The 25,915-nt window shown below is 69.9% G+C and carries 23 protein-coding genes and 7 pseudogenes; 14 read left to right on the top strand and 16 right to left on the bottom strand.

Annotated elements, in window-relative coordinates:
- The first annotated feature begins 13 nt into the window (after window positions 1-13).
- Both HUT19_RS02075 and HUT19_RS42650 read left to right on the top strand, forming a co-directional pair.
- Complete coding sequence (locus tag HUT19_RS02075; protein ID WP_176178781.1) at window positions 14-673, top strand: NAD(P)H-dependent oxidoreductase; 660 nt, start codon at window positions 14-16, stop codon at window positions 671-673.
- 1 nt (window position 674) lies between these two features.
- Window positions 675-847, top strand: a pseudogene (locus HUT19_RS42650) (IS481 family transposase); the annotation flags it as partial.
- 275 nt (window positions 848-1,122) lie between these two features.
- Here HUT19_RS42650 and HUT19_RS02070 read toward each other — a convergent pair.
- The 4 genes and pseudogenes from HUT19_RS02070 to HUT19_RS02055 all read right to left on the bottom strand — a co-directional run.
- Window positions 1,123-1,569, bottom strand: a pseudogene (locus HUT19_RS02070) (ISAs1 family transposase); the annotation flags it as partial.
- Window positions 1,570-1,636: 67 nt separating this feature from the next.
- Window positions 1,637-2,075 (bottom strand): annotated as a pseudogene (locus tag HUT19_RS02065) (helix-turn-helix domain-containing protein); the annotation flags it as partial.
- A 75-nt stretch (window positions 2,076-2,150) separates the two neighbouring features.
- Entirely contained in the window at window positions 2,151-3,029 is an 879-nt protein-coding gene (locus HUT19_RS02060; protein WP_176178780.1) for an NADP-dependent oxidoreductase, read from the bottom strand.
- 38 nt (window positions 3,030-3,067) lie between these two features.
- Window positions 3,068-4,252 carry an MFS transporter gene (locus tag HUT19_RS02055; protein WP_176178779.1) on the bottom strand — a complete coding sequence of 395 codons (1,185 nt, stop codon included), beginning with the start codon at window positions 4,250-4,252 and terminating at the stop codon, window positions 3,068-3,070.
- A 78-nt stretch (window positions 4,253-4,330) separates the two neighbouring features.
- On the opposite strand from HUT19_RS02055, the gene HUT19_RS02050 reads away from it, so the two are divergent.
- Window positions 4,331-4,735 (top strand): MerR family transcriptional regulator, encoded by a 405-nt coding sequence (locus tag HUT19_RS02050; protein ID WP_176178778.1) that lies wholly within the window; start codon window positions 4,331-4,333, stop codon window positions 4,733-4,735.
- 205 nt (window positions 4,736-4,940) lie between these two features.
- Here HUT19_RS02050 and HUT19_RS02045 read toward each other — a convergent pair whose 3' ends face one another.
- The 3 genes from HUT19_RS02045 to HUT19_RS02035 form a co-directional block, all read right to left on the bottom strand.
- A complete protein-coding gene (locus HUT19_RS02045; RefSeq protein ID WP_176178777.1) occupies window positions 4,941-5,132 on the bottom strand; it encodes a hypothetical protein in 192 nt (63 codons plus the stop codon).
- Between the two features lie 615 nt (window positions 5,133-5,747).
- On the bottom strand, window positions 5,748-6,395 hold the full coding sequence (locus HUT19_RS02040) for a dihydrofolate reductase family protein (RefSeq protein WP_176178776.1): 648 nt from the start codon (window positions 6,393-6,395) through the stop codon (window positions 5,748-5,750).
- A gap of 260 nt (window positions 6,396-6,655) precedes the next feature.
- The gene (locus HUT19_RS02035; RefSeq protein WP_176178775.1) at window positions 6,656-8,131 is read right to left on the bottom strand and encodes an MFS transporter; all 1,476 of its coding nucleotides are present in this window, start codon (window positions 8,129-8,131) and stop codon (window positions 6,656-6,658) included.
- Between the two features lie 95 nt (window positions 8,132-8,226).
- Here HUT19_RS02035 and HUT19_RS02030 point away from each other — a divergent pair, with 95 nt between their 5' ends.
- Window positions 8,227-9,246 (top strand): Lrp/AsnC family transcriptional regulator, encoded by a 1,020-nt coding sequence (locus HUT19_RS02030; RefSeq protein ID WP_176178774.1) that lies wholly within the window; start codon window positions 8,227-8,229, stop codon window positions 9,244-9,246.
- A 145-nt stretch (window positions 9,247-9,391) separates the two neighbouring features.
- Here the strand turns inward: HUT19_RS02030 and HUT19_RS02025 are convergent, their stop codons facing one another.
- Window positions 9,392-10,240: an NAD(P)H-binding protein gene (locus HUT19_RS02025; RefSeq protein WP_176178773.1), complete on the bottom strand. Its 849-nt coding sequence runs from the start codon at window positions 10,238-10,240 to the stop codon at window positions 9,392-9,394.
- Window positions 10,237-10,665 (bottom strand): nuclear transport factor 2 family protein, encoded by a 429-nt coding sequence (locus HUT19_RS02020; protein ID WP_176178772.1) that lies wholly within the window; start codon window positions 10,663-10,665, stop codon window positions 10,237-10,239. Before HUT19_RS02020 ends, HUT19_RS02025 begins: the two co-directional genes overlap by 4 nt.
- Window positions 10,666-10,754: 89 nt before the next feature.
- On the opposite strand from HUT19_RS02020, the gene HUT19_RS02015 reads away from it, so the two are divergent.
- Window positions 10,755-11,360, top strand: coding sequence for a TetR/AcrR family transcriptional regulator (locus HUT19_RS02015; protein ID WP_176178771.1), 606 nt, complete (start codon window positions 10,755-10,757; stop codon window positions 11,358-11,360).
- 161 nt (window positions 11,361-11,521) lie between these two features.
- Here the strand turns inward: HUT19_RS02015 and HUT19_RS02010 are convergent, their stop codons facing one another.
- The 3 genes from HUT19_RS02010 to HUT19_RS02000 all read right to left on the bottom strand — a co-directional run bounded on the left by HUT19_RS02010 (window position 11,522) and on the right by HUT19_RS02000 (window position 13,813).
- A complete protein-coding gene (locus HUT19_RS02010) occupies window positions 11,522-12,526 on the bottom strand; it encodes a MerR family transcriptional regulator (protein ID WP_176178770.1) in 1,005 nt (334 codons plus the stop codon).
- Window positions 12,527-12,532: 6 nt separating this feature from the next.
- Window positions 12,533-13,201 carry a HEAT repeat domain-containing protein gene (locus tag HUT19_RS02005; protein ID WP_176186373.1) on the bottom strand — a complete coding sequence of 223 codons (669 nt, stop codon included), beginning with the start codon at window positions 13,199-13,201 and terminating at the stop codon, window positions 12,533-12,535.
- A gap of 78 nt (window positions 13,202-13,279) precedes the next feature.
- Window positions 13,280-13,813 (bottom strand): DUF3995 domain-containing protein, encoded by a 534-nt coding sequence (locus HUT19_RS02000; protein ID WP_217712232.1) that lies wholly within the window; start codon window positions 13,811-13,813, stop codon window positions 13,280-13,282.
- Window positions 13,814-13,955: 142 nt separating this feature from the next.
- Between HUT19_RS02000 and HUT19_RS01995 the strand changes: the two are divergent.
- The 4 genes and pseudogenes from HUT19_RS01995 to HUT19_RS01980 all read left to right on the top strand — a co-directional run.
- Window positions 13,956-14,057, top strand: a pseudogene (locus HUT19_RS01995) (short-chain dehydrogenase); the annotation flags it as partial.
- Window positions 14,057-14,276, top strand: a pseudogene (locus HUT19_RS42645) (transposase); the annotation flags it as partial. The pseudogenes HUT19_RS01995 and HUT19_RS42645, both read left to right, overlap by 1 nt.
- 495 nt (window positions 14,277-14,771) lie before the next feature.
- On the top strand, window positions 14,772-15,143 hold the full coding sequence (locus HUT19_RS42640; protein ID WP_254885380.1) for a hypothetical protein: 372 nt from the start codon (window positions 14,772-14,774) through the stop codon (window positions 15,141-15,143).
- 47 nt (window positions 15,144-15,190) lie between these two features.
- Entirely contained in the window at window positions 15,191-15,583 is a 393-nt protein-coding gene (locus HUT19_RS01980; protein ID WP_176178767.1) for a MerR family transcriptional regulator, read from the top strand.
- Between the two features lie 275 nt (window positions 15,584-15,858).
- Here the strand turns inward: HUT19_RS01980 and rph are convergent, their stop codons facing one another.
- Together rph and HUT19_RS01970 are read right to left on the bottom strand one after the other, a co-directional pair.
- Window positions 15,859-18,465 carry a rifamycin-inactivating phosphotransferase gene (rph, locus tag HUT19_RS01975; RefSeq protein WP_176178766.1) on the bottom strand — a complete coding sequence of 869 codons (2,607 nt, stop codon included), beginning with the start codon at window positions 18,463-18,465 and terminating at the stop codon, window positions 15,859-15,861.
- A 657-nt stretch (window positions 18,466-19,122) separates the two neighbouring features.
- Window positions 19,123-19,728 (bottom strand): annotated as a pseudogene (locus HUT19_RS01970) (epoxide hydrolase); the annotation flags it as partial.
- 48 nt (window positions 19,729-19,776) lie between these two features.
- Here HUT19_RS01970 and HUT19_RS01965 point away from each other — a divergent pair.
- Window positions 19,777-20,101, top strand: a pseudogene (locus tag HUT19_RS01965) (transposase family protein); the annotation flags it as partial.
- Window positions 20,102-20,172: 71 nt separating this feature from the next.
- Here the strand turns inward: HUT19_RS01965 and HUT19_RS01960 are convergent.
- A complete protein-coding gene (locus HUT19_RS01960) occupies window positions 20,173-20,895 on the bottom strand; it encodes a DUF4386 domain-containing protein (protein WP_217712231.1) in 723 nt (240 codons plus the stop codon).
- 88 nt (window positions 20,896-20,983) lie between these two features.
- Between HUT19_RS01960 and HUT19_RS01955 the strand changes: the two genes are divergently transcribed.
- From HUT19_RS01955 to HUT19_RS01940, 4 genes are all read left to right on the top strand, one after another.
- The gene (locus HUT19_RS01955) at window positions 20,984-21,550 is read left to right on the top strand and encodes a MarR family winged helix-turn-helix transcriptional regulator (protein WP_254885378.1); all 567 of its coding nucleotides are present in this window, start codon (window positions 20,984-20,986) and stop codon (window positions 21,548-21,550) included.
- Between the two features lie 169 nt (window positions 21,551-21,719).
- On the top strand, window positions 21,720-21,947 hold the full coding sequence (locus HUT19_RS01950) for a hypothetical protein (RefSeq protein WP_254885377.1): 228 nt from the start codon (window positions 21,720-21,722) through the stop codon (window positions 21,945-21,947).
- A gap of 363 nt (window positions 21,948-22,310) precedes the next feature.
- Window positions 22,311-23,276 carry an LLM class F420-dependent oxidoreductase gene (locus tag HUT19_RS01945; protein ID WP_176178765.1) on the top strand — a complete coding sequence of 322 codons (966 nt, stop codon included), beginning with the start codon at window positions 22,311-22,313 and terminating at the stop codon, window positions 23,274-23,276.
- A 207-nt stretch (window positions 23,277-23,483) separates the two neighbouring features.
- Window positions 23,484-24,596: an NAD-dependent epimerase/dehydratase family protein gene (locus HUT19_RS01940; protein ID WP_176178764.1), complete on the top strand. Its 1,113-nt coding sequence runs from the start codon at window positions 23,484-23,486 to the stop codon at window positions 24,594-24,596.
- A gap of 76 nt (window positions 24,597-24,672) precedes the next feature.
- On the opposite strand, the gene HUT19_RS01935 is transcribed toward HUT19_RS01940, so the two are convergent.
- Window positions 24,673-25,245 (bottom strand): DUF488 family protein, encoded by a 573-nt coding sequence (locus HUT19_RS01935; RefSeq protein ID WP_176178763.1) that lies wholly within the window; start codon window positions 25,243-25,245, stop codon window positions 24,673-24,675.
- Window positions 25,246-25,915: the final 670 nt, after the last annotated feature.

The raw sequence follows: 25,915 nt of genomic DNA, 5'->3' as shown, positions 1-25,915 counted from the left end.
ATATGATTTTCTCATGTCAACCCTGGATGCCGTTCCCACTGCCCTGATCGTTCACGCTCACCCTGAGCCCCACTCGTTCAGCACCGCCCAGATGACCACCGCGACTCAGGCCCTGCGCGAGGCCGGGTACCGAGTCGATGTCCTCGACCTCTATGCCGACGGATGGGCCCCGGTCCTGGACCGCCATGAGTTCCCACCTGTGGACGGACCGTTCAAGCCGCAGGTCGAACAGATGCGCGCGGTCAAGGACGCTACGCTCGATGCGGCCGTCAGGGCTCATCTCGACCGGCTGCTCGCCGCTGATCTGCTCGTGCTGTCGTTCCCGATGTGGTGGTTCTCGCTGCCCGCCATCCTCAAGGGATGGATCGACCGGGTCTTCGTGATGGGCGGGGTCTTCGGCGGGGACCACGGGCTCTTCGGCGACGCGGCCCTCGGCGGGAAGCGCGCGATGCTGCTGCTCACGACCGGCGGGTCCAGTGAGTCGTTCCAGCCTGGTGGCCGCTTCGGCCCGATGAACGAATTCCTGTTCCACATCCACCGCGGCATGCTGGAGTTCGTCGGCTTCCAGGTCCTCGACCCCGTGGTCACCTATGGGCCGGCCCACATGACCGGCCAGCAGCGAACAGCAGCACTGGACGCGGTCAGAAAGTCGGTCGCGCTCATCGCGCGCTGAAGATCAACCCCGTCCCGGACACAGGGTCCACGTCGACGTGAAGAAGGTCGGCCGACTCCCTGACGGCGGTGGGTGGAGAGCGGGTTGAGGCGGCTCGCCCTCACCGAAGCGCTGCCGGAGGAGACGGCCACGACCGCCATCGCGCTCCTGCACAGGACGAGAACCTGGTTCGCCGCCAGGGCGTCATCCGCATCGAGCGCATTGCCACTGCCAACGGTGCCTGCTACCGCGCCAGCCTTCCCCCGTGTGCTACTCGGGTCACGCCACCAGCGGATCACGCCATACACACCACGGCAAGACGGCGCAGACGGTGGTGATGGTGGGCCTGACGGTCTTGCGGTCGGTGCGGCGGAGTTGATCTGGATGGTCTGGCGGGCGCCGGGGAACAGCAGGTTCCTGACGATGGCGACCTTGATGCGGCGGACCTCGGATCGTCCGTGGCTGGTCTGCTTGGCGCGGCCCGGCGGCGGGATGTCCTTCCAGGCCAGGGATGTCAGCTGTCGGCGCAGGTGCTTCTGCTTGCCCTTGACGATCATGATGTAGTGGGCCTTGCGGTCCAGCAGGTGGGCGGCGTGTTCGCGCTGGGTGTGCATCGCGTCGGCGGTGATGACCATTCCGGCCAGGTCGGCGACGGTGTCCAGCAGGGGAGGGAAGCAGGTGATCTCCTTGGTCTTCTCACCGACGTCCATCTGGGCCAGGGCCGGGCCTGTGGTGTGCTCCACGACGGCGAGCAGGAGGATCTTGCGGCCGGTTGCCTTGGCGGCGCCGCTCTTGCCGTCCACCGACACTCCGCGCAGGCCGGTGGGGCCGGCCGCCTTCGGGCGGCGGCCAGCCAGCCAGCGGCCGACTGCTCGATCCAGTGCGTCGCCGTCGACGCGGGCCAGCAGTCGGCGCACCGTCGATTCCGCGGGCACCAGCCGCCCAGTCAGCAGCGGATCACAACGGATACCGAGACGTTGTGCGACGCTCGACGATCTTGGCCCGAGCGCTGCCACGTCCGTGTGCTCTCCAGCCCCCGGCCGTCAGGGATCCGTCCCACCTTCTTGACATCGATGTGGACCATGTGCCCGGGACGGCGGGCGGTGATCTTCCGCGGCTCCCGGTTCGATTCGCCGCTCGGGTCGATGAAGCGGCGCCTGTTCGGCCCGAGTGCGAGCAGATGCCGGGACACCGTGCGGCGACTGATCGAGACGCCTTCGGCCTGGAGCTCGAAGGTGATGCGAGACGCCGACCACCTCTCGGCACGGCGGAGCGTATCGATCCGGGCGACGATGTCAGCATCGGTCGCGGTCGGCTGGCGTCGGGGTGTTGAAGGACAATCCAGCAAAGCGAGTTCACCGTGCCGTCGGTAACGGTTGACCCACTTCGACGCGCACGCGCGGGAGATCCCCATCTCGGCAGCCGATGTCGGCGTCCCCGGCCGCGTTCGGATGAACGCGGCCGGTTCCAGATCCGTCGGCGAAGCACGCGATGTACCTCAGAAGGTGATGACGACCTTGCCGAGGAGGCCGCCGGCTTCGAAGCGCTCGTGGGCGGTGCGGATGTCGTCGAGCGAGAAGCGGTCGGCGATCCGCAGCCGCAGCTCGTCGCTGTCGACGAGCTCGGCGAGGTGGGCGAGGTCGGTGGCGTTCTCCTGGACGTAGCTCTTGCGGGCGCCTGGCACGTCGGGCAGGGGATGGTCGGCGATGGAGACGAAACGCCCTCCGGGGACGAGGGCCGCAGCCACGTCCGCGCCGACGGTGTCGAGGACGGCCGCATACCGGCCGCGGGGCAGGTCCTGCGGACGGTGCCAGGCCCGCTCCGCGCCGAGCTCCACCGCGGCCGGCTCATGGCCGTGCCGGGAGACCAGGGCATCGACGTGGGCGCCGGTCAAGCGGGCGAGTTGGACAACCAGGCCGCCGACCGCCCCGGCGGTGCCGACGACCAGAATGCGCTCCCCGGCGCTCAACTCCGTGGCCCGCAGAGCCTGCAGGGCGGTCGTCCCGGCCAGCGGAAGGGACGCCGCGTCGGCCAACGGCACGGTGGCCGGTGCGGATGCGAGCAGGTGGCCGGGCAGGGCGACCAGCTCCGCCCAGGTGCCGCGGCCGGTGGCGATCTGCGCGGACATGGCGATCACGTGGGCGCCCACCTCGTGGGCGGGGTCGTTGCTCGCGACGACCTGGCCGGAGATGTCCCAGCCGAGCGTGGCCGGCAGCGGCGGGCCGACCTGCCAGGCGCGGGTCTTCCAGTCCACAGGGTTGAGGCTGCTGGCCGCGGTGCGGATGAGGACTTCACCGGAGGCGGGTTCGGGTGCGGCGACCTCGCGGAGGACCAGGACGTCGGTACCGCCGTGTCGGTCGATCTGGACAGCGCGCATGGTCAGAAGGGACCTTCCAGAGAGGGTGGGTTCGGGGGTCAAACAGCGGTGCCCACCGGGGCACCGCCGGTGAGCTGCGCGGTCCCGGTTCGGGGCAGAGCCAGGTAGGTCAGGGCCAGGCCGCTGAGGCTGAGTACGGCCCCTGCCAGGCCGGTCCAGCGCAGCGCGCCGACGGCGACGATGGCCCCGCCGATGGCAGAGCCGGCGGCGGCGCCGAGGTTGAAGGCACCGACGTTGGCCGCGACGGCCAACGTCGGAGCGGAGCCGGCATGGCGCAGGATCAGGCCCTGCAGCGGGGCGATGGTGGCGGTGGCCAGCAGGCCCAGGACCAGGACCGCGAGTACAGCGGTGGGCTGCCAGGCGACGGCGAACGGCATGGCCACCAGCACGCCGGTCAAGCCGCCGAACACCCCGCGCACGGTGGCGGACATGGACCTGTCGGTCAGCTTGCCGGCGGCCAGGTTTCCCAGAAAGCTGCCGGCGCCATAGGCGAGCAGGAGAGCGGAGACGGCGGCCGGGGAGAAACCGCCGATACGGGTGAGCAGCGGCGCGATGTAGGTGAAGACGACGGCGACGCCGGAGAAGCCGACCGCGGTGGTGGCGATAGCCAGCAGCACCGGTTTGCGGCTCACTACGCGCAGCTCGTCGCGCAGGCTGGCGGACGGCGCCTGCCGCTTGGGCAGTACCAGCGCCAACAGCGCGATGGCGGCCAGGGCCAGCGCGGTCAGCACCGCGAACGGGGCCCGCCAGCCGGCCGCGTGTCCCAGCAGCGAGCCCAGCGGTACCCCGAGCAAGGTAGCGACGGTGAACCCGGAGGCCACAGTGGCGATCGCCGAGCCGGTCTTGTGCTCGGGCACCATGCTGGTGGCCATCACCAGCGCCAACGCCAAGAACGCGGCGTGGCTGAGCGAGGAGACCACCCGCCCGGCCAGCAACATCGTGAACGAGGAGGCCAGGGCGCTGAGCGCGCTGCCCGCGGCGAACAGCAGCATCAGCCCGAGTGCCAGGGGCTTGCGGGGCAGCCGCGCGGTCAGCATGGTCACCGCGGGCCCGCCGATCACCACGCCGAGCGCGTAGGCGGTCACCGCCTGTCCTGCGGTGCCTTGCGGTACCTGAAGATCCGCGCCCACCTCGGGCAGCATGCCCGCGACCAGGTATTCCGACGTACCGACAACGAAGACACTCGCGCACAAGGCCGCGAGTGAGGCGTAACTCTTGTTCATGCCGGGGAAGCTAGAGTCTCACATCGGTGTGAGAGTCAAGCGGCGTTGCCCGCTCGAGACATCCATGAGGAGGATGACGTGCGGATCGGTGAGCTGTCCCGCAAGACCGGCGTACACGAACGGTTGCTGCGCTACTACGAAGAACAGAACCTGCTCCAGCCCGAGCGGCGGCCCAGCGGCTACCGCGAATACAGCGACGCGGACGTGGATACCGTGCGCCGCATCCGCAGCCTGCTCGCCGCCGGCCTGAACACCGCCACCATCGCGACAATCCTGCCCTGCCTGCGTGACGAGGGCGAACGCCTGGTGCCGACCTGCTCCGATCTCCTCGCCGACCTGACCAAGGAACGCGAGCGGATCACCAAGGCCATCACCGATTTGCAAACTTCCCGCTCCGCACTCGACGAAGTCATCGCCGCGGCTCCCGCCGATGTCGCAGAACGCGCGACAAGCGGGGCAACAGACCGCATCACACGGGCATGACCGCCACCAGCCCCGAGTGTTCCCCAAGGCCGGGAGGGCTGCTTCTGGTTCGGGCTGGTCCACGGCGGGCCGGCGCTCCCACCACGTGGGGCGCACGCATTGATGGGCCGGGCGTGGCCCGGCGCGCTTCCAATGACCTGTGCTATGGCCATGTCGGTCTGGAGATCTTCGAGTGCATCAGCGGGGAGAGGGCCTTCGCCCGCGCTTACCCGTTCCTCTGCCGACTTCTGGGTTCGGCCCGGTCCGGCAGATAGGCACTGAGCCAGAGATCGAGCTCAGTGAAGATGAGCTCGCGCGCCTCGGCTGTCGACAGGACCAGGTCGTGCACCCCGTCCCGGACCCGCACGGTGGTGACCCGTGGGCCCAGCCGGGGTGCGAGGCTGTTCTGATTCCACATCGGTGTGGAAGATTCCCCGAACGGGGATTCGTCCGCTGGTTGATACCCATCTGGTGCTGTAGCCGACGTCATGTCATGCGCGATTCACGCCCGTGCGAGACGCCCTCGGTTCCGCCCCGAGGAGATGTACGACTGGGAGCGCTCGCGCTGGGCGGCGCAGTCGACGGCGTTGGGCTACTCTCGCCCGACACAATCGGGTTGATCTTCGAGGAAAGAGCCACGGAACCGATCTCGTCCTCGGCATCCCCCTGCGATGGGGTATCGGGTACGCGCTTCCCGAGAGTGAAACAGTGCCCTACGTGCCTCAGGGACGAGCCTGTTACCGGGGAGGATCGGGCGGCTCGCTGATCGTCGTGGACCTCGACACCCGCACCACTTTCAGCTCCATGATGACCAAGATGGCACCGGGCATCATCGGTTCCGATCGCTCCGAGAACTACGTCCGCGCGATACACAGGTGCCTGAACCGACATCGTCGTCCTGAAGCGGGGCGGTAGTCGCCGACAATCTCATCTGTGCTGGTCAGGAGGGCTTTCGGTGCGCGTGGAGGGTGCCGCCAAGGCGGTCATGGCGTCGCGCACCCTGCCCGCGCTCCGGCTCCTCGACCGAGGCGGTTCAGAGACCCAAGCGGGTGAACGTCACATGCGTGACTCCGCTGGGCGATGAGGCGGCCTCGACCTCGTAGTCCTTCTCGAGGCCCTCCAGTCCGTCCCAGAGGCGTACGCCTCGGCCGAGCAGGATCGGGACCACCACGATGTGCATGCGGTCGATGAGCCCGGCGGCAAGGAAGTTGCGGATCACGGTGGGCCCTCCGCCGATGCGTACGTCCTGGCCGTCCGCAGCCTCGCGGGCGGTCTCGAGCGCCTCGGCGGGCGAAGCGTCGAGGAAGTGGAACGTCGTGCCGCCCTCCATTTCGATCGACGGGCGCGGGTGATGGGTGAGGACGAAGGTCGGTGTGTGGAATGGCGGGTTGGGCCCCCACCACCCCTTCCACTCCGGGTCCTCGTGCCATCCGGGATGGCCGAACTTCCCGGCGCCCATCATCTCGGCGCCGATCCCCGGCGTGAACTGCCGCACGAAGGCGTCGTCGAGGCCGCCGGTCCCGCCGGACCGGCCGATCATCTTGTGCCACCACCGGGTGGCGAACATCCACTCGTGCAGCCTTTCGCCGGCATGGCCGAACGGCGCGTCATGGCTCTGACCCTCCCCGGTAGCGAAGCCGTCGAGCGAGATGGAGAAGTTGTGGACGCGGGCGAGTGACATGGCCGGCCTCTCCTTTCCGTCTGTTGTCGAGCTTCGTCGGATCAGCTCGGTCAGGCAGCGATGATGGCCGCCCCGATCTCGTGACGTCCGATGCCCATTCTTCCCAGGTCTCATGGAACACCTCAATCCATACTGAACCCGACTCACCTCTGTGGTGGACCGCTGGCCCGACAGGAGAACGTGCTGTTCTGCTCGTTCACCGGAAGTACCTACACGCGAGCCGCTACATGAAGGGCTGGGTGGGATGGAGCCCGAAGCTCTCACCCGTGAGAACTGTGCTGCGCCGTCCGCGCGTGCCCTGGGACGGGACCGGCCTGTGGGGAACTCCGCTGCTGTCGTGGGCGCATGAACGCGGTGGCGACAGCCGTGGCGAGGACCAACCCGGCCGCGACACAGAAGGCGTTTCGGGCACCCGCCGACGCGGGAGCACCGGACGTGGTGGTGTGGAAGAAGACGCTACCGAGCAGGGCGACGCCGAGGGTACCGCCGAGTTGCTGGACGGCGTTGAGCAGGCCGGCCGCTGAGCCGGTCTCGTGCGGGCGGACGTGGTGCAGCGCGGTGGTGAAGAACGGCACGGCGTACAGGCCCTGGCCGAGCCCGGCCACCGCCAGCGCCGGGAGCAGCGGCCACGGGTAGGAGTCGGGCCGGCCGGTGGCGTACACCACCGCCGCGGCCACGGTGCCGGCGAGCAGGGCCAGCAGGCCGGCGGTCATGACGCGGGCCCCGTATCGCGGTACGAGCCAGGCGCCGGCGGTCCAGGACGACAGGGCCATGGCCACTGACCATGGCAGCAGGGTGAAGCCCGCTGCCAGTACGTCGCTGTGCGGACCCACGTGCAGCTGCACCGCGATCACCAGCATCAGTCCGTTGACCGCGGCGAAGAACAGCACGGATGCGATCAGAGCGGCGGGGAAGCCGCGGTCGCGGAACAGGCTCGGCTCCACCAGCGGGCTGCGGCCGTATCGCCCGCGCCACCGCTGGTGGAGCGCGAAACCGGCCAGCAGAGCGCCGCCGACGGCCAGCAGCGCCCAGCACCAGCCCGGCCACCCCAACGCGCCGGCTTGGACCAGGGGGTAGACGACCAGGCCTGTGCCCAGCACCGCCAGCGCCGTACCGGTGACGTCCGGACGCGGCCGCCGGGCGGCCCGGTCCTCGCGCAGCAGCGGGCAGGCCAGCAGGACCGCGGCGCCGAGGGGGACGTTGACGAGGAACACTGCGCGCCATGTGGAGCCGAAGAGATCAGCGTGGGTCAGCAGGCCGCCGAGGGCGGGACCGGTGACGGCGGCCAGGCCCATGACGGGCCCGATGGAGCCCATGGCCCGGGCCAGTTCACGGCCGTCGAACAGGGCACGGATCATGCCGATGGTCTGGGGGACGATGAGCGCCGCGGCGGCTCCCTGCACGGCGCGTACCGCGATCAGTGCCGCGGTGGACGGGGCCAGGGAGCACGCCAGGGAGGCGAGGGTGAACGCGGCCATACCGGCGCGGAAGACCCGTCGGCGGCCGACGATGTCGCCCAGGCGCCCGCCGGTGATCAGGAAGACCGCGAAGGGCAGTGTGTAGGCGGCGCTGAACCACTGGATGGCCGCGTCGGAGCCGCCGAGGTCGGCGCGGATCACCGGCGCGGCGACGGTCATGATGGTGGCGTCGAGGAGGTTCATTGCCTCGGCGAGCAGAAGCACCGCCAGCGCGGCCCACCGGTGCGGATGGGGCGGGGTCGTGGATTCGTACGGCATGGGTCGACGGTGCGCAACACCGACAGCCGGCTTCCACTTTCGTCGGTGAAGTGAGCGAACTTTCCACATTGCCGCCTTCAGTGCATGATCCTCACATGCTGGACGACATCGATCGCGGCCTCATCCACGCTCTGCACATCGACGGCCGGGCGCCGTTCAGCACGATCGCCGACGTCCTCGGCGTCTCGACGCAGACCGTCTCCCGCCGCTACCGGCGGCTGTGCGCCGACGCGTCGCTGCGGGTGGTGGGTCTGGCCGATCCCGACCGGGCCGGGCGCACCCAGTGGCTGCTGCGGCTCACCGCCGGCCCGCACGCCGCCCAGGATCTCGCGGCCGCGCTCGCCCGCCGTCCCGACACCTCCTGGGTCATGCTGGCCTCGGGCGGCACCGAGATCGTCGCGGTCGTGCACACGCCCACCGCCGACGGCCAGGCCGGGCACGCGCTGCTGCTGCACGACATCCCGCGCACGGCCGGCATCACCGCCGTCTCCGCGCACTGCGTGCTGCACACCTACCTCGGCGGACCCACCCCCTGGCCCGGACGCGTACAGAGCCTCGACGCCGAGCAGCGCCGCCGCCTTCAGCTCGCCACCACGCCCGCCCGTTCCGGGCAGCAGGCCCTCACTCCCGCAGACGGCGGCCTGCTGGCCGCCCTCCAGCGCGACGGCCGTGCCAGCCTCACCGATCTCGCCGCGGTCACCGGTTGGTCGGCCGCCACCGTCGCCCGCCGGCTGGCCGACCTGCGGGCCGGCGGCGCACTCTTCTTCGACGTCGAGCTCGACACCACCCTGCTGGGCGTCACCACACAGGCCATGCTGTGGATGGCCGTCGCCCCCGCCCACCTCGACCACGTTGCCCGGACGCTGGCCGGGCACCACGAACTCGCCTATGTGGCCGCCGTGACCGGCCCCAGCAACCTGGTCGCCGAGGCCTTGTGCCCCGACCCGGCGGCCCTGCACCGCTATCTCATCGAAGAAGTGGGCTGCCTGGAAGCGATCCGCAGCCTGGAGACCGCCCCTGTCCTGCGTACGGTCAAGGCAGCTGGCCCGCTCCCGCCCGCGGCCCGGACCGGTGCGACCCGCCGCGCCGGGACCCGTACCCCGCCGGCCGGGTAGGCCGCGAAGCGCGGCACGCCGTCACAGCCCGCAGGCCGGGCGCGTTTCCCGTCGGTGTGCGGGCTTCGAACGGCGCGAGGCGTCGGTTTTCGAAGCGCGGGTGTGGGACAAGCCCCGCCGTCTGGTCCCCCCTCGCCAGTGCACGTCAGCTGTTGCGTGCCAGTTCTCGTTCGGCGACCACCCGGAAACTGTGCGGCGGGCGACCGGTGAGGCGCTGGACGGTATCGGTCGTACGGTCTTCGGCTCCCTCGGCGATGGCGCGGTCCATGCCTGCCAGCATCGCGGCGAACTCCAGCGGCATCTTTGCGGCCAGGTGGTCCCGCATCTGTTCGTATGTCAGGTGGCGGTGGACCACGGGGCGACCGCTGACCTGGGTGAGGATGTCGGCGATGTCGTCGTGGCCGAGTGCTTCCGGTCCGGTCAGGACCAGGCCGGCATTGGGTGCCTGGTCGTCGGTCAGCGCACGGGCCGCGACGGCGGCGATGTCGTCGGCGTCGACGAACCCGACCCGGCCGTTGCCGGCCGCAGTCCGGATGACGCCGTACGCGCGGATGCTGTCGGCGTGGGCGTGCGTGCTGGTGAAGTTCTGCATGAACCAGGACGGCCGCAGTACCGCCCACTGGTCGAACAGGCCGGGCAGGGCCTGGTGCACGGTCCCCACGGCCGGTCCGCCCTCGGGGATGGCCGAGGAGCTGAGGAGTACCGCGCGGTGTACGCCGACGGCGCGGGCCTGGCGGAGGAAGGGCAGCATGACCGTGGCCGGGGCCGGGTCGCCCAGGGGCGGGATGAGGTAGAGGCGGTCGGCTCCGCTGAGGGCGGCGGCGAAGGTGGTGGGGTCGTACCAGTCGAAGTGGACCGGTTCCGCGCCCGGGAGCGGGGCGCCGCGACGGCCGGCGGCCTTGACGCGGTGGCCGGCGGCGACCAGCTGCGCGGTGGTACGGCTTCCGGTGGTGCCGGTGGCGCCGATGACCAGGATGGAGCCGGTGGCGGTCATCGGGTGCTGCCCTTGGTGAAGTCCGTGCCGGTTTCCTGGACGGCGAGGGGGTTCCAGTAGTCGCGGTAGGAGGTGAAGCGTCCCTCCCGGACGGTCACGACCGCGATGTAGGTCATGTCGAAGGGGTTTGCCGTCTCGACCAGTCGGCCCACACCGCGCATCTCGGCCACGATGGTTGAGGGATCGGTGGTCTGGTGGATCTTCAGGTCCGGGAAGTCGTGCAGGTCGATGTGGTCGGGGTAGTCGCTCATGTAGGCGGCGATGGCCTCCCGGCCCTCCAGCCTCCGGGGCCACCCCTGGGGAGCGAAGGGGAACTCCATGATTCCGCCCTCGGTCCACAGGCCGACCCAGGCGGGAATGTCCTTGTTCAGCAGGAGGCGCAGGCTGTGGCGGTACAGATTCGTCGGTGAGGTGTTTTCGGGCATGAGGATCTCCGTCCCATACGATACGGACCAGCAGTCCGCTTCGATGAAGATACGGACCGGTGGTCCGGATCGCAAATGGAGGAAACCGCATGCCCGAGCGAAAGCCACGCAAGGACGCGGCTCGTAACCGGGCAGCCGCCCTTGCGGCCGCCGACACGCTCTTCGCCGAATGCCACAGCCCCGAGGACGTGACCATGGCCGACATCGCGGCCGCGGCCGGCGTCGGCAAGGGAACGCTCTTCCGCGCCTTCGGCGACCGCACCGGGCTGATCCGCGCGCTGTATGAAGCACGGCTCGAACCGGTGAGGAAGGCCGTCGAAGAGGGCCCGCCACCGCTTGGCCCCGCCACCCCGCCGCTTCAGCGCGTGCCTGCCCTGCTCGACGCGGTCCTGTGCTTCAAACTCGACAACCGCCACCTCGCCCTGGCCCTGGAGGGCACCGGCACGGACAGCCCCTATCGGACGGATCAGTACGAGCGATGGCACACCCTGCTCCGCGACCTGCTGGAGCAGATTCCTGGTCCGACCGACAGCGACTTCGCCGCCCATGCACTGCTCGCTGCCACCCGGGCCGACCTCGTCGAGTATCTGGCCGGCGAGAAGGGCATGGCCCACGAGGAGATGCGCAGGCAGCTGGCGATCTTCACCGACAGAGTCCTCGGCAGCCCTGTACGGGGACCGGCCGCTGAGGGCTGATCACGGACCGGGGCCCAGCCGACGGGCAAGCCGGCCGCTTGGCCGGGGTTGCCGGAGCCATGACGGGCGCGCTCCGCCGGCGCGGCGTTCGGGAACCGACCGCGGGCCTCGCCGCCGAACTCGGCGTCCGCGCCTTCACGCGGCACCCCAGGAGGGACCCGTCACCGGGTGTCGCGCAGCTGAAGAAGGTACGCCGCGGTCAGCGCAACCGCACGGTCCACGTCGTGCGACAGCTCCACGAGGGCACGTGAGGCCATCGTCCCCGGGATGTCCGCCAGCGCCTGGGTCAACCGTCCGCGTGCGGGCGCTCCCGTGGTGTCCTGAGCGAGGCGGCCAACGATCCTGGTCGCGATCTGATCCCCCGTCGCGGTGTCGCTCGCCAGCACGCTCAGCGCATCGGCTGCATCGGTGTCGTTCTTTCCTTCCACGATCAGGTCGATGAGCGGCGGGACCGCCTCGGCCACACCACGCGTGCCGAGTGCCAGAGCCGCATACCCGCGCACAACGGCATCGGGGTGCGCGAGTGCGTGCCGCAGTTGCGCGGTGGCCTCACCGCCGGGCATCTCGGCGAGGGATAGAACGGCGCGTTCCCGCACCGCGGCCACCGGTGAGCCGAGGCCTGCCGCGAGCAGTGCCGGGCCGCCGTCGCCCGATCGCGCCAGCGCCCATCGAAGGGCTCCGGCGACGTTCGGCTCCGTCTCGGTCAGTACCGCCTCGACCAGGGCCTCCACCGGCACCGGAACCTGGTCGGCCGAGGACAGGGCCGCCCGCTGGCGCGCGTCGGCGCTCTTGGACGCCAGTGCCTGGAGGAGCGCAACGGCCTGGAGGACGTCCTGCCAGCCGGCGGGGTCCGCGGTATCGATCCGGCGCAGCCGCGTGAGCAGCTCGGTCTCGGCCGCGATGCGTTCGCGTGTCTGACGGATGAGGTCGCCGACGAGCGCCGAGGGCGTGAAGCTGGGATCGTCGAGCGCGCACCCGATCTCACGCAGCGACAGCCCCAGCGACCGCAGGCTCTCGATATGGAAGATCCGCCGGATGTCCTCCCCGGAGTACTCCCGATAACCCGAGCCCGTACGGCCCGAAGGCCGCACCAGACCGAGCGACTCGTAATGCCGGAGCATGCGGGCACTGACCCCGGACCGTCGCGCCACCTCACCGATCAACACGTCCTGTCATCCCTCCTGGCCGGACCCGCCAAGGGCCACGACGCGCTTCGCCTCCTCGATGGCGAACTCGAATCCGGTGTCCGGCTCGCGCAGCAGCCGTTGCGTGGCGAGCGCGTGCGCGCGCACGCGCGGGTCAGGGGCCGCCGTCGCAGCATGCACAGTCGGCACGATCACTTCCCCCAGCGCGACCAGCGCCCGGCTGAGACTCAACTGCGTCTGGCGCCCGCCGCGCCCGAGCTGCCTTGCCAACACCGCGGCCAACGCGGACTCCTCGCCTTCCGGCACGAGCACGATCGCGGCCCGCCACGCGCTCCGCGCCACCTCGTCGTCGGCGTCGGACAACAGCGCGCGTGTGATCGCCGGCCACGCCTGCCGGTCCCCGATCTTGGACAGCGTGTGCAGCGCCTGGCTCCGTGCCTGTGCACGCTCCGAGCGGACTTCGCGCACCAGCCTCGGAAGCGTCATGGACACCGGGTGGCGGGTGAGCGCCCAGGTCAGCATGTCGCGGACGAAGAACTCCGGCTCGATCGCGCACCGCTCGACGAGCTTGTCGACAAAGCGCGGGTCAGGCGTCGTGCCGACCGCCAGGGCAGCCCGCAGCCGCACGGACGAGCGGCCGTCCTCCAGTCCCTGGAGCGCTCGTATCGCATCCGTGTCCTGTCTCGTGATCGTCATCGAGACCACCTCCTCGGCGAGCAGTGAAGGCCTTGTCACCGTGTCAAGGTCAAACAGGATCCGCCGCACGAGCACCAGTTACCTGCTGCGTCCCGAGCGCGTCCTTTGCGCACAGCGGATCGTGAAGTTGCCGGCCCGCGGGGAGGGTTCGCGCCTGACGGCTTTGAGCGCGGACATGCCGAAGGCCAGCCCACCGACGATGAACCAGGGGTTCCACAGCGCCAGGGTCCAGAACCGCTGCCCCGCACTCACGCTGCTGTCCAGGTGCGTCACGTCCGTCAGCAGCAGGAACTCAACAGCGATGCCTCTCGTCAGCAGGACAAAGGCGAGCCCCCAGCCCAAACACCTCAGGATCCGCCTCGCCGCCCCGCGTGGACGTGGCTGAGCGAGTAGCCAGGCCAGCAAGGCGCCGACCAGGCAGAGAGTTCCCACCCCCCACAGACCTACCAGCACGAACCAGAGCGGGCGCGCAGTAGCGAGCTGTTGCCCGGCGGACACGCTCAACCCCGCATCGCCGCCGACAGCCCAGTAGAAGTGTGCTGCGGCAAAGATCAACGCCCATGAACACGCGGCGTACTCCCACTGCCAGACTGATTTCGTCCTCAGCGACACGCGTCCCACCCCTCGATGACGATCAGCGCTTCGGCTCATTCTGTCTGCTCGTGCGACTCCGGATTCACCGGACGTGAGGAAACCCAAGCGACGACGTGGGGACGGCCGCACACCTTCTTCGCACCTGGTGGTGCGTGAGCTCCACGACCCCGGCCGGCCCGAGTCGCACGTCGTCGCGCCGCTGTACACCTCCTCGAAGGCGGCGCTGACGATGTTGACCACGCAGTACGCCAAGGGGCTCAAGTGCAACTGACGGACACCGAAAGGGAGTTCATCGTGCCATCCGTATCCTGCCTATCGGCGGGTACGGTCCCTACCCCGAGCGGCTGCGACAGCGGTTCGAGGGTGTGATCTGGCGGTTCAGGACCGGCGGGAGGCCGCGGGAGATGCCGACCGAGTTCGGTGCGGGCCGACCGTCCACAACCGATTCCGGCGACGGCGAGAAACCGGTGTCTTCCGAAGCCCTGCTGGAGGGACTGACCACTCTGATCCACAGCCCCGGCACTATCACCTCCTCCTGGGACATGCCGGCACGACCGGCCCGGCTGCGGGACACCCGGTTCTTCCGCGATGGCACTCCGACCCGGCTCCACGCCACGACCGCACGGATGCGCCAGGTCGTGGCGTGGAGCCGGGTCGTGTAAGGGGGGCGACGTTGGTCTATACGCGTCCGGCGAGCCGGTCCAGGGTGCCGGTGATGTCGTCCTCCGTGGTGAGGGGTTGAGGGTGCACAGCCCCAGCACACTGCGACCCCGCAGCGTTGTGGGTGTGAGGGCCGCGTAACCACTGGCGACGACCTCGGCGGCCCGGGGCACGTGGATCCGTCGCTCGGCGCGGGCGCCGCGCAGTTCGGCACCCGCTGCATGGCCAGTACGGAGGCGAATCTGCACCCCGCGTACAAGGCAGCCTCATCCGCGCGGGGATCGAGGACACCCGCACGGTCGGTCACGGCCTGGGAGTGGTCCGTGCGCTGCGCAACCCCTTCACCGAGCGGATGACCGACCTGGAGCAGACCGGGGCGGATCTGGAGGAGCGGCGCGCGGCGTTCGCCACTGCCAGCCTCAAGCTGGCCGCCGTTGGCGGCGACGTCGAGGCCGGCAAGGTAGAGGCCGGCCAGTCCGCCGGGCTGGTCGGCTCGATCGTCCCGGCGGCGGAGATCGTCCGCAGGCTGGGGGGAGGAGTACGCGACGGCCCTGGCCGGGCTGCCGGCCGTGGCCGGACCGTCTATGACGAGACCGTGGTCGACGGGCTGGCGAGCGCGCCACAGGCGCTGCTCGATCTCGTCCAGGGCAGGTACACCGGGAAGACGGTGGTCTGGCTCGGGAGTTGACCTTGACGTACATGTGAAGGCGCACAAGAGGCCCGGAGGCGGCTGCTTTGCTGAACGGTGAACTGGCTGCGCAGGCGGGGACCACAACCCGCGCCCTGCGTTACTACGAGGAACAAGGGCTGCTGGAGTCCGAGCGGACGACATCGGGCTATCGCGTGTACCGCCCAGGAACGGTGACCCGGGTCCGCAACATCCGCGACCTGCTGGCCTCGGGTCTCACCGTCGAGGATGTGAAGTCCTTCGTGCGCTACCTCGACACCGAGCTGCCCGGCGTGTTCGAGTACTCGCCGTCGTGCGCCGAGGGCTACGCCGTCGGCGCACGACGGGTGGCCGAACTGGAGGAAAAGATCACAACTCTCACGAAGATGCGCGACGCGCTCGTCCACCGGATGCCCTGGTTGGCGGTCGGAGACGATGCCGCAGACAAACAGTCCGCTTGATCCAGCCGGGTGCCCCGACTCGGGAAGCGGGAGACCGACACCGGCCAGGTCTGCCGGCGAGGCAGACTCCACTGCCCGTGGCGTCCACGGCCTCCGCCAGATCCATACCGCGGCCACCTGATCGACAGTTGGCCTCGCCGCAACCGGATCGGGCCGCCCGTACCGAGGCGGCTGGACGCCGGGGCCTCGTTCTTCTGATCCCGTCCCTCACCCACGCGTACCGAGATGGTGCTGTTCAGCCGGAAGCTACGGATGGGGCTTCTCGGTGTGGTCGGTCAAGGCAGGATCTCGACGTACCCGTCGGTTCCGTGCACGCGGATCCGCTGCCCGTCCCGGATCAGCCGAGTGGCCTGCTCCACGCCCACGACGGCCGGCAAACCGTATTCCCGGGCGATCACTGCGCCATGGGTCATCAGGCCGCCCACCTCCGTCACCAGGCCCGCGATTCCGACGAACAGCGGCGACCAGCTGGGGTCCGTGAAGGCCGTGACCAAAATGTCGCCCGCTTCGAGATCGGCCTCCGCCATGTCACGGATGACGCGGGCCCGTCCCTCGACGGTCCCCGTGGAAACCGGTAGGCCGATCAGGGCGCCGGCCGGTACGTCGTCGCGCCGGTACGCCCCGGTGACGGCCTCGCCATCCGATGTGAGCACCCGGGGCGGTGTGAGCGCGTGGTACGACCGGAACACGTCCTTGCGCTGCTGGATGAGCTGGTCGTCCACCTGGTTCGAGCGCACGACGTCGTGGAGTTCCTGGAACGTGAGGTAGAAGATGTCCTCCTTTTCCGGAAGCACGTTGGCCTGCACGAGGCGCTCGGCCTCCCTCAGCAGGGCCTGCTTGTAGACGAAGTAGCGGCTGACGATGCCGTACTTCGGGTACTCCCGGTACCCGATGAAGGTTCGGACCCGGTCGATCATCCGCTTGGCCTCGTCGGCTCTCCGCTCCCCGTCCGGCAGGGCCCGCAAGCGTGACAGCACCTCCTGTTCCTTCTTCTGCGCCTTACGCCGGCCTTCCTCGAAGCGCCGCCCGGCGGCGCCCGGCTCGAAGTTCCGGACGTTGTCGAGGATCACGGGCACGAGCGTGGTGGGGCGCTCGCGCCAACGTGGCCGCGTGATGTCGATCTCGCCGACGCAGCGCATGCCGTACCGGTCGAGGTAGGCCTCGATGGCGTCGCGCGCTTCGGTCCCGCCCGGGAGCTTCGCCAGCTCATCCAGGAAGCCTTCGTCCTCGACGCACTCGACGCCCCGCAGGAACGCCACCACCTCCGACCGCGGGCGGATCACGTCCGCGACGTCGAGCAGCGCCAGTCCCATCTCCGACGTGACGTTGTCGGGGGCGGAGAGCGTGAGCGTGTCAGCCGCGTTCTTCTCGCCCAGCCACTCCTGGAGCTTGTCGTTGAGCCACCACGTGGCCTCCATCCCCGCCATGATCGCTTGAATGTTCAGCGGATCACTGAGGACGCGCTTGTGCTCCTCGAAGGCATCCAGCAGGAAGTCGAACAGCGCCGGTCCGGTCTTCGTCCGGATGCCGCGCTCCAGGGCGGCGATGGACGCCTGGCTGCGCTCGATCAGCTCGGCGACGATGGCCGGATCGGTCTCGATCGGAGCGGACGCGCCGCCGGCCGACGGCCCGCCGGTACCCGCGTCCGGGAGCGACGGGACGAAATCGTCACGGTCGAGGACAGTCTCCAGCGCGTCCCTGACCAGCGGATCGCCTCTCCCCATGAGGTCCAGGAGACTGGCGCGGTTCGCGGGCGAGGCCAGGCGCCGGGTGACGTCGACGAACAGTCTTCCGCCGGCCTCGTGCATCGGCACCATGGCCGTCAGCTGCCACATGGAGAGCCCCAGGGGCTTCATGGGGTCGGTCATCATCTGCTGATGACCGACGGAGACGTAGACGTGATTCTCCTGGTCGCCGGTCTCGGGGATGGGGAACAGCGTCGTGACCGGCCGGCTCTGAACGATCTGGAAGCCATCGTCGTCCAGGCACCATTCGATGTCCTGCGGGCGGCCGAAGTGCGCTTCGATCCGCCGCCCGAGCCGCACGAGCCGCACGACCTGCGCATCCGTCAGCGACGGCTGCTCCTGGCGCCGCGGGTCGATCGCCACTTCCCGCGTACCGCCGGCCGGCAGGGCGTGGACGGCACGCTGTTTCGCGGCGATCGTCTTGGCGACGACTTCGCCGTGTCGCACCGTGAAGACGTCCGGGTTCACCAGGCCGGAGACCAGGGCCTCGCCGAGGCCGAAGCCGGCGTCCACGGTGGCGACCTTCCGGTTGCCCGTGACGGGGTCGGCCGTGAACAGGATGCCGGCCGCATGCGGGAAGACCATCTGCTGCACGACCACGGCCATGTGGACCGTACGGTGGTCGATGCCGTTCCGCTGACGGTAGGTCACGGCCCGCTCGGTGAACAGCGAGGCCCAGCACCGGCTGACGTGCTGGAAGATCGCCGTCGGCCCCACGACGTTCAGATACGTGTCCTGCTGGCCGGCGAAGGAGGCCGTCGGCAGGTCCTCTGCCGTCGCGCTGGACCGGACGGCGCAGGCGGCCTGCTCGCCGAGCTGGGCGAGCGCCCGTGTGATCGCCGCCGCGAGATCGCCCGGGATGGGGATCCCTTCGATGGTGCGGCGGATCTGCGCGCTGAGCGTGCGGATCGCCTCCCGGTCGTCCGGGTTCAGACGCGACAGCTGATCGAGCTGATCGTCGATCGACGGCGCTTCCGCCATGATCCGCCGGAAGGCGTCCGTTGTCACGCAGAAGCCGGCCGGCACACGGATGCCATCGATCCGCGACAGCCCGCCCAGGTGCGCGCCCTTGCCGCCGACGACCGCGATCTGCGTCTCGCCAACCGCTTGAAGATCCCACACGTACCGCTCGATCATCGCGATGCCTCCGAGGCCGTCGTGTCCCGTTGCACCGCACTGGTCGATCGCATCACCGGCGCCTCCAGCTCTGTCGAACCTCCTGCCGGACACAGGCAGGTCCTCGTCGCCGGCTGTCCGCCCTCTGACGACTCGGCCGACCGCTCCGCCCAGTCGGGCGGCGCGCACTCCCGCAACACCGCCCCGAGCGCTCGCGACCGCACCGCCGGTCCCACCACTGGTTCGACGTCACCACATCCCCCATACGCCGACAGCACACGCACGTCATGCCCCCCATTTCCGCAGCTTGTGGCCTCGGCCGCCGATTTTGTGCCACCACCCGGATCTTGCCGCAAGCCCCCCAGTGCGCTATAAGTTAAGAGAGGCGAGGAGAGACATCTCCTTGCCTTCGCCTTTGCCTTTTGCCGTCCGCTGGAGCCGACAAGCTGCTCGAGCAGCGGTGGCGCGCCGCGTACGGTGCGTGTCGTTGGCCCAGACGGATGTCCCGTCGGCCCACGGACGCGGCCGCGGAACCAGCGTGGTATCCCTCGTCGGCAAGGCCAGAACGCCGTCGGGCGCGCCGTCATCTCCCGGAGGAGGTGCGGGCCGGTCAGCCGACACGCACGCCCCCGCCAGGCAACGTTCGCCCGGCCACGCCAGACGAGCCCGCGGGGTCGTTCAGGGCCTGCGGCCGTGGAAGGTTCGGCGCAGGTCGCTCACCCAGGCGTCGGGGTTCTCCCAGGGGATGAAGTGGCCGCCGTGGTCGTGGGCTTTGACGTTGACGTTGACATGGTTGAACCAATCGGCCTGTGGGCCGGTCCTGAACGCCCGGACGCGCTCGTTGGCGGTGTGGATGCCGGGCGGGTTCTCGTACGTGACGAAGGTGAGGCCGGCCGGGGCCCGCACGACCGGCGTGCGGTCGTGGGCGGGGGTCCATGGGTAGCGGTTGGCGTTGGCGTAGTAACGCATCGACGTGGCGATGGAGTTGTTCACCCAGTAGATCGTGGCGTGGGTGAGCAGGTCGTCCTTGGTGAAGACGGACTCGACGTCGCCGCCGTTGTCGCTCCAGGCGTTCCAGCGCTCCAGCAGCCAGGCGAGCAGTCCGGCGGGGGAGTCGCTCAGCCCGTGGGCCAGGGTGGCGCCGTCGAGCATGTGCACGGCGAGGTCGGACGCCGAGCGGTGGTCCAGCTCGATGATGCGGGCGCGGACGTCGGCGGATTGATCGTCGGTGAGGGGCCGATTCCGGGCGAAGTCCCAGGCGCGGGGGCCGGTGAAGAAGTCGAGCGACGGGCAGACGGGGGGCCCGCCACACCTCAGTGAGATGGTCTTGCCGTGGCTGGTGTGATCACGGCGTCCGAGTCGTGCCGGATAGCTCCGTACAGTGAACTGAGCCAGCGTCAGTTCGCCGAGCCGATTGCCGCGTTGCGGCGAGGGTGCGGACCCGGTCCGCGAGGGGGCGGCCCTGGAGCCTGTCGCTGGAACACCGGATGCTGCTGATCGCCGCGTACTGGCGCACGAACCTCACAACGCGGCAGCCGGCACCGCTTTCGGGGTGTCGAAAGCGGCCGCCAACCGCATCATCGACCACCTCGGGCCGTCGCTCGCGCTCCAGCAACGCAAGCGGTTCCGTAAGGACACCGTGCTCATCGTGGACGGTCGTACTCGGGCCGAACGCGAGGGTGCCCGCCTCGGAAGCCGGCACCCTCGACGTCTCCATGTGCCCGATGATCACTGGTGCCGCGAGGGGCGGGTGCGGGGCAGCCGGATGGCGACGAATATCAGCCAGACAAGGCCGCCGAAGCGCACGACCGGCAGCAGGAAGCTGAACGGGTCGGCCACCAGCGAGAGCATGGAGACCATGCCCGCCGCGGCCAGCATCAGCCCGGTCCAGGTCAGCGGGCGAGGCAGCAGGCGGGTCATCAGCCCGGTCACCGAGACGCCCGAGATGAGCATCGCGAACGTCACCGAATAGGCGACGCCGCCGGTCAGGAAGGACAGGTCGGCCAACGCGCGGGCCAGCGCCGGATCGGCATCCATGGGCAGGCGGCCGGCCGCCCATCCGAACAGCCCGCTGCCGCTCAGCGCCACGGAGGCCAGTACCCCGCCGACCATCGTGATCGCCGAGCCGGGCGCGGTGATGCCCAGCGCGCGCAACCGCCGGTAGAGGACCGCCGCCATGAGTGCGAGCGGGGTGGCGGAGGCGAACAGCAGGAGCGATCCCAGCTCGATGCTCGTGCCGTGGTCCCGCGCGTACCTCAAGACCTCCTTGCCGCTTGCGTCGGGGCGCGGCGTCGAGCTGTTGACGACGACGTAGCCGATGGTCAGGGCGACAAAAGCGAGTACGGGCGCCAGCAGCGGCGGCCCGCCCTGCGGGCGGCGGCCGGGGGGCTGCTCGTCGGAGGCCGTCCGGGTGGAAGGTGCGGGGGGTGTCCGGTGGGACGTGGTGGTCATGTCTTCTCCTCCGTTGGTCGGCCAGCTGACCGTTTCAAAATATAATGATTACAGAGTGGAACGATTGTCAAGCGACTATGATGTCCCTATGGGAATGACCAATGAAGGTGAACGTCCGTCCGGCCCGCCCCCGGTCGGTGCCGCCTTCCAGCTTGCTCAGCTCGGCGCCCATGCCGCCGAGCTGTTCGCCGAACGCCTCGCGGAGCTGGACCTGACTCCGCCGCAGGGCGGCCTGCTGCGGCTGCTGGCCGGTTCCCCGGGCCGCAGCCAGCGCGAGCTCGCCGACGATCTGGGTATGCCGCCGAGCCGGTTCGTCGCCTTCGCCGACGAGCTGGAGCAGCGCGGACTGATCGAGCGCCGCAGGAACCCTTCCGACCGTCGCCTGTACGCGGTCCATCTGACGGATGAGGGAAGGAGGTTGCTGGGAAAGTTGCGGAAGGTGGGCGCAGCGCATGAGCGCCGGCTGGCCGAGGGGTTCTCGGAGCAGGAGTGGGAACAGCTGACCGCGCTGCTGGGGCGGATGGCCGAACGGCAGGGCCTCAGTCCGGGCGTGCACCCCGGCTTCCGCTCCGTGCGTGCGGAGCACTCCGGTCGCCGGACAGGGCGTCAGAAGGGGTCGTCTGCCGATGACGCGGAGACCGATCCGTCCTCGTGAGCAACCGGCTCGGGCCAGGTTCAGCCTCCCGCAGCTCACGCCGCCCGGCAACCTCCGTCCGGCGGATCATGTGACTGCCGGGGTGGAGCGAGAGGTGGGTTGACCTCAAGTCCAGTTGAGCTTCTAGGTCCGGGTGCGCCGATGTCGACGTACCGGAGAGGAAGAGGCATTGAGGACGCTGGTGCTGGGAAGGACGCCCGCCAGGGTGGCGCAGGTGCTGGCCACGCTGCGCACGGACGGCTTTGACGCCGAGGGAGTGAGCACCGACGAGGCGGCCCGGAAGCTGTGGGAGACCGAGGAGTTCGGGGTGCTGATCGTCGGCGGGGGCGTGGAGCCGGACTCCCGCGCAGCGATCAAGGGGGGGAGTTCGCGGCAGAGCACGGGGTGCGGCGGGTGATCGACGGCGCGCTGACGGAGCCGTTCGACGCCTAGGTACGGCGGGAGTTCGAGCCGCTGATCCGGGAGGCCCGCCTCCAAGGGGTGACGGTCGTGGAGCGCCTGGGCGTCGATCCGGCGCCCCTCACCCGCACAGCGCCGGCGCAGTCCCGACCCGACGAGGCGCTACCAGGTTCCGTCCGGTGGATCACGGGCGGAGCCGGAGTCGGATCGCTGCGAGGATGACGGTGGCGCGGAGGATGCGCCAAGCGGAGGAGGGCACGAACCCGCGGCCGGCAGACCTGCACCACATGGGTGGGAGAACGCCGTTTTCTCATCGCGGACGAGGGAACCCGGGGAGCCCGAATTCCACGTTGGAGGCCCGATGGCCGAGTACGGCTACTTTTTGGCAGCAGAGGAGCACAGCCCCGCGGACCTCATCGAGCAGGCGCGGATGGCGGAACAGGCCGGTTTCACCTCCCTGTGGATCTCCGACCACTACCATCCCTGGAACAGCGCCCAAGGCCAGAGCCCGTTCGTCTGGTCCGTGATCGGCGCCCTCGCCCAGGCCACCTCCCTGCCGGTCCAGACCGCTGTGACCTGCCCGAGCACGCGGATCCACCCCGCTGTTGTCGCCCAGGCCGCCGCCACCAGCGCGGTGCTGCTGGAGGGCCGGTTCCGGCTGGGTGTGGGAAGCGGAGAGGCGCTCAACGAGCATGTGCTCGGCGACCCGTGGCCGCAGGCGCCCGTCCGGCTGGAGATGCTGGAGGAAGCCATCACCGTGATGCGCCAGCTGTTCCAGGGAGGCGAGGTCAGCCACCACGGCAAGCACTACACGGTGGAGAACGCTCGGCTGTACACCGTGCCCGAGCAACCGGTGCCCATCGACGTCGCCGCCTTCGGCCTTGCCGCCGCCGAGCTGGCCGGCCGGGTCGGCGACGGCTTCACCACCATGGTCCCGGACAAAGAGCTCGTGGCCCGCTTCCGGCGTGGGGCAGGCGTCGGCGGAAACTCCAAACCCGTACGCGGTGGACTCAAGGTCTGCTGGGGCATCGACTCCCATGAGTGTCTGCGCACCGCCCACCGGCTGTGGCCCAACATGGCCCTCCCCGGCGAGCTGGCCCAGATCCTGCCGACCCCCGCCCACTTCGAGCAGGCCGCGGAGCTCGTCAACCCAGAGGATCTGGCACCCCTCGTGACCTGCGGCGACAACCCAGATGACCACCTCCGCGCCTTGGCCACGTATACGGAGGCCGGGTTCGACACCGTCTATGTCAACCAGATCGGGCCTGATCAGCGCGGCTTCTTCGACTTCTACCGCACCCATGTCCTCCCTCACCTTCCCGGCTGAAAACCACGCCGCGCACACAGCGCACGCTGGCCGATGCCGACCGTCTCGCCCCAACGCGACACACCGCGGTGCGGCTGGCACATTGGGGAGGGGGCCCGCCCGAGCGCCTCGGCGAGGGCTGTCGGAGCCGGACGCCGGGGCTGCCCCGCCGATTGCCCGAGCGCATCGGCCGCTCACGCCTCACACGCCGTCGTAGAGAGGTGGCTGATGACCACTCCTGATGGCCACACGAACGCGCACGTCCAGCGGGATCCGGACGCACCCGGTCTGCGAGTGGTCGTGGTGGGCGCCACCGGCAACGTGGGCTCTGCGGTAGTCCGGACACTCGGCGAGGAGGCGGCCGTCTCCTCGATGCTGGGGCTCGCGCGCCGCGTCCCGGACTGGACGCCGGAGAAGACGGCATGGCGGACGGTGGACCTCGGCGACCCGGACGTGGACCTCGTACCGCACTTCCGCGGTGCGGATGTGGTGGTGCATCTGGCCTGGCTGTTCCAGCCCACGCACGAGCCGGTCACCACATGGCGCGGCAATGTGCTGGGCGGCGTCCGTGTCTTCGAGGCGACGGCAGCCGCGGGCGTGCCCGCCCTGGTGTACGCCTCGTCGGTGGGCGCGTACTCGCCGGGCCCGCAGGATCGCGCAGTCGATGAGTCCTGGCCCACTCACGGGTGGCCGGAGGCCGCGTACACCCGTGAGAAGGCGTATCTGGAGCGTTTCCTCGACGCCTTCGAAGCGCGCCACCCGGACCTCCGCGTGGTGCGGATGCGGCTCGGCTTCCTGTTCCAGCGGCAGTCCGCCTCCCAGCAGCGACGGCTCTTCGGCGGGCCGCTGGTACCGGGCCGCCTGGTGCGGCCGGGCCTGGTGCCCGTCGTCCCGGACGTGCCGGGGCTGCGTTTCCAGGTGCTGCACACCGAAGACGCGGCCGCGGCCTATCGGGCCGCGGTCACCCGGGACGTACGCGGCGCGTTCAACCTCGCGGCCGAGCCACCGGTGGACGCCGGGGTCCTCGCGGAGATCCTGGGCGCACGGGTCCTGCGGGTGCCCCGGACCCTCCTGCGCGGCGGTGTCGCCGGCGCCTGGAAGCTGCGGCTGGCACCGGCCTCCCCGGAGCTCTTCGACGCGGTGCTGCGGATCCCGCTGATGGACACCTCGCGCGCCCGCCGGGAGCTGGGGTGGGAGCCCCGGCACACGGTCACCGAAGCCCTGGAGGAGTTCCTGCGCGGGCTGCGGGAAGGGGCGGGCGGCCCCACGCCCCCACTGGCCGAGGACTCGGCCGGGGGACGTGTCCACGAGGTGGCGACCGGGGTGGGCAAACGCCCTTGAAGCGGCCGGCGGGCCGCTTTTCCGTCGTCGAAGCCACGCGACCACTGGGCGTTGCACCGCTTGGGGCCCACCAGCCTCACCGTCTGTCGCCGTGGCCCGCTTCACCGGTACTGGTGGCTGCGGTGTCGTCGTAGACGAGCAGTCCGTCGGGACGCAGCCGCAGTCCAGGCGTGGGTGGGTGGGCCACGAGCCGCTTGTCATGCATCAGGTGACGCACCGCGACGCCTCTGGCCACGGCAGCGAAGTCAGCGATCAGGCGTCGGTGACAGCGCCACCAGACCGCCTCCCCGCACATCACCGCGGTGCGGATACCCAAGGCCCCGTCAAGTAGCCGGTCCATCGCGGCCACGAACGCAGGCTCCCGCATGTAGGAGGCGTAGCCCCGGAAAGAGGCGTTGCGCCAGACGATGTCGGGGGAGTCGGCTGGAGCCTTGCGGAAACCGCCCAGGTCTGGTTCCCAGCGGTAGTTGATACCGGCCTGAGGCATCCACCGCGCGAGGTTGCTCCGGAACAGATGGGGGCTGTGACGGCTGCCAGGACCGATCCGTACGTCGACCACCGACCTCACGTCCGCCCAGTGCAGCAGGTCAACCAACTGGTCCTGCCTCGCCGTACTGTGCCCGAGAGTGATCAGCTCCGTTTCCGCCATACTGCCACTCTCCACCTCCACCCCTTTGGCTTCCGCGTTGCGGCGCGACCTTCCTGCTCCGGGCTCTCCATTCTGTGACGTTCATCTCGGGGTTGGAGGCACGGATGTGCTCGTCGCGTACGTGGCGGGGGGCTGGACGTCGCCCCCATGGATTCTGATACCGACGCGTCCGCGGGCACTCGTTCAGGGCTTTCTTGCGCGACAGTCGGGCAGCGGTAGAAGCGGCGGATAGCAGGCTCGCGGCCCGGGCCAGCCGCCGCTTCCTGGCACCGCTGCCCCGGGCGTGTGCGGCCGGAGTAGGTCGCGTGACCGGTCATAGCCGCTCAGCGGCAAGCCCAGGACGGCATTGCCCGAAGGGCGCCGCGGCACGATGGGGTGCGGGTGGGTGGGGGGCTCTCAGACGAACGGTCAGCTTCCCACCCCCAGCAGGAGAACCAGGCGGCATCCCAAAGGCTTCCGCCTGCGGTAAACGGCTGCTCGTGGCCCCAGTTGTCGCCCCTGTCGCCCCTGTAGCCGCCGGGCTCGGAAGGTCGTGTGGGGCACAGGGCTGCCGGCTAGGGGACAGGCCGGGACAATGGACGCGCACGCATCGCATCCATCACGATGGTCTCGCTCCCTGAACCAGGGGCCGGGTCGCTTGTCAGGCAGTTGGGGCAGCCTCGAAGGATGT

Origin of the sequence: Streptomyces sp. NA02950 (assembly GCF_013364155.1) — a bacterium.
In the GTDB taxonomy this organism is placed as follows: domain Bacteria; phylum Actinomycetota; class Actinomycetes; order Streptomycetales; family Streptomycetaceae; genus Streptomyces.
This window is presented reverse-complemented; position numbering and strand designations above follow the sequence as displayed.

Excerpts from the sequence above, each read along its gene's own strand:
- HUT19_RS02075 (WP_176178781.1), top strand. The coding sequence starts at position 14 with ATGTCAACCCTGGATGCCGTTCCCACTGCCCTGATCGTTCACGCTCAC.
- HUT19_RS02060 (WP_176178780.1), bottom strand. The coding sequence starts at position 3,029 with ATGCGCGCTGTCCAGATCGACCGACACGGCGGTACCGACGTCCTGGTC.
- HUT19_RS02055 (WP_176178779.1), bottom strand. The coding sequence starts at position 4,252 with ATGAACAAGAGTTACGCCTCACTCGCGGCCTTGTGCGCGAGTGTCTTC.
- HUT19_RS02045 (WP_176178777.1), bottom strand. The coding sequence starts at position 5,132 with ATGTGGAATCAGAACAGCCTCGCACCCCGGCTGGGCCCACGGGTCACC.
- HUT19_RS02040 (WP_176178776.1), bottom strand. The coding sequence starts at position 6,395 with ATGTCACTCGCCCGCGTCCACAACTTCTCCATCTCGCTCGACGGCTTC.
- HUT19_RS02035 (WP_176178775.1), bottom strand. The coding sequence starts at position 8,131 with ATGCCGTACGAATCCACGACCCCGCCCCATCCGCACCGGTGGGCCGCG.
- HUT19_RS02030 (WP_176178774.1), top strand. The coding sequence starts at position 8,227 with ATGCTGGACGACATCGATCGCGGCCTCATCCACGCTCTGCACATCGAC.
- HUT19_RS02025 (WP_176178773.1), bottom strand. The coding sequence starts at position 10,240 with ATGACCGCCACCGGCTCCATCCTGGTCATCGGCGCCACCGGCACCACC.
- HUT19_RS02020 (WP_176178772.1), bottom strand. The coding sequence starts at position 10,665 with ATGCCCGAAAACACCTCACCGACGAATCTGTACCGCCACAGCCTGCGC.
- HUT19_RS02015 (WP_176178771.1), top strand. The coding sequence starts at position 10,755 with ATGCCCGAGCGAAAGCCACGCAAGGACGCGGCTCGTAACCGGGCAGCC.
- HUT19_RS02005 (WP_176186373.1), bottom strand. The coding sequence starts at position 13,201 with ATGACGATCACGAGACAGGACACGGATGCGATACGAGCGCTCCAGGGA.
- rph (WP_176178766.1), bottom strand. The coding sequence starts at position 18,465 with ATGATCGAGCGGTACGTGTGGGATCTTCAAGCGGTTGGCGAGACGCAG.
- HUT19_RS01960 (WP_217712231.1), bottom strand. The coding sequence starts at position 20,895 with ATGACCACCACGTCCCACCGGACACCCCCCGCACCTTCCACCCGGACG.
- HUT19_RS01955 (WP_254885378.1), top strand. The coding sequence starts at position 20,984 with ATGGGAATGACCAATGAAGGTGAACGTCCGTCCGGCCCGCCCCCGGTC.
- HUT19_RS01945 (WP_176178765.1), top strand. The coding sequence starts at position 22,311 with ATGGCCGAGTACGGCTACTTTTTGGCAGCAGAGGAGCACAGCCCCGCG.
- HUT19_RS01940 (WP_176178764.1), top strand. The coding sequence starts at position 23,484 with ATGACCACTCCTGATGGCCACACGAACGCGCACGTCCAGCGGGATCCG.
- HUT19_RS01935 (WP_176178763.1), bottom strand. The coding sequence starts at position 25,245 with ATGGCGGAAACGGAGCTGATCACTCTCGGGCACAGTACGGCGAGGCAG.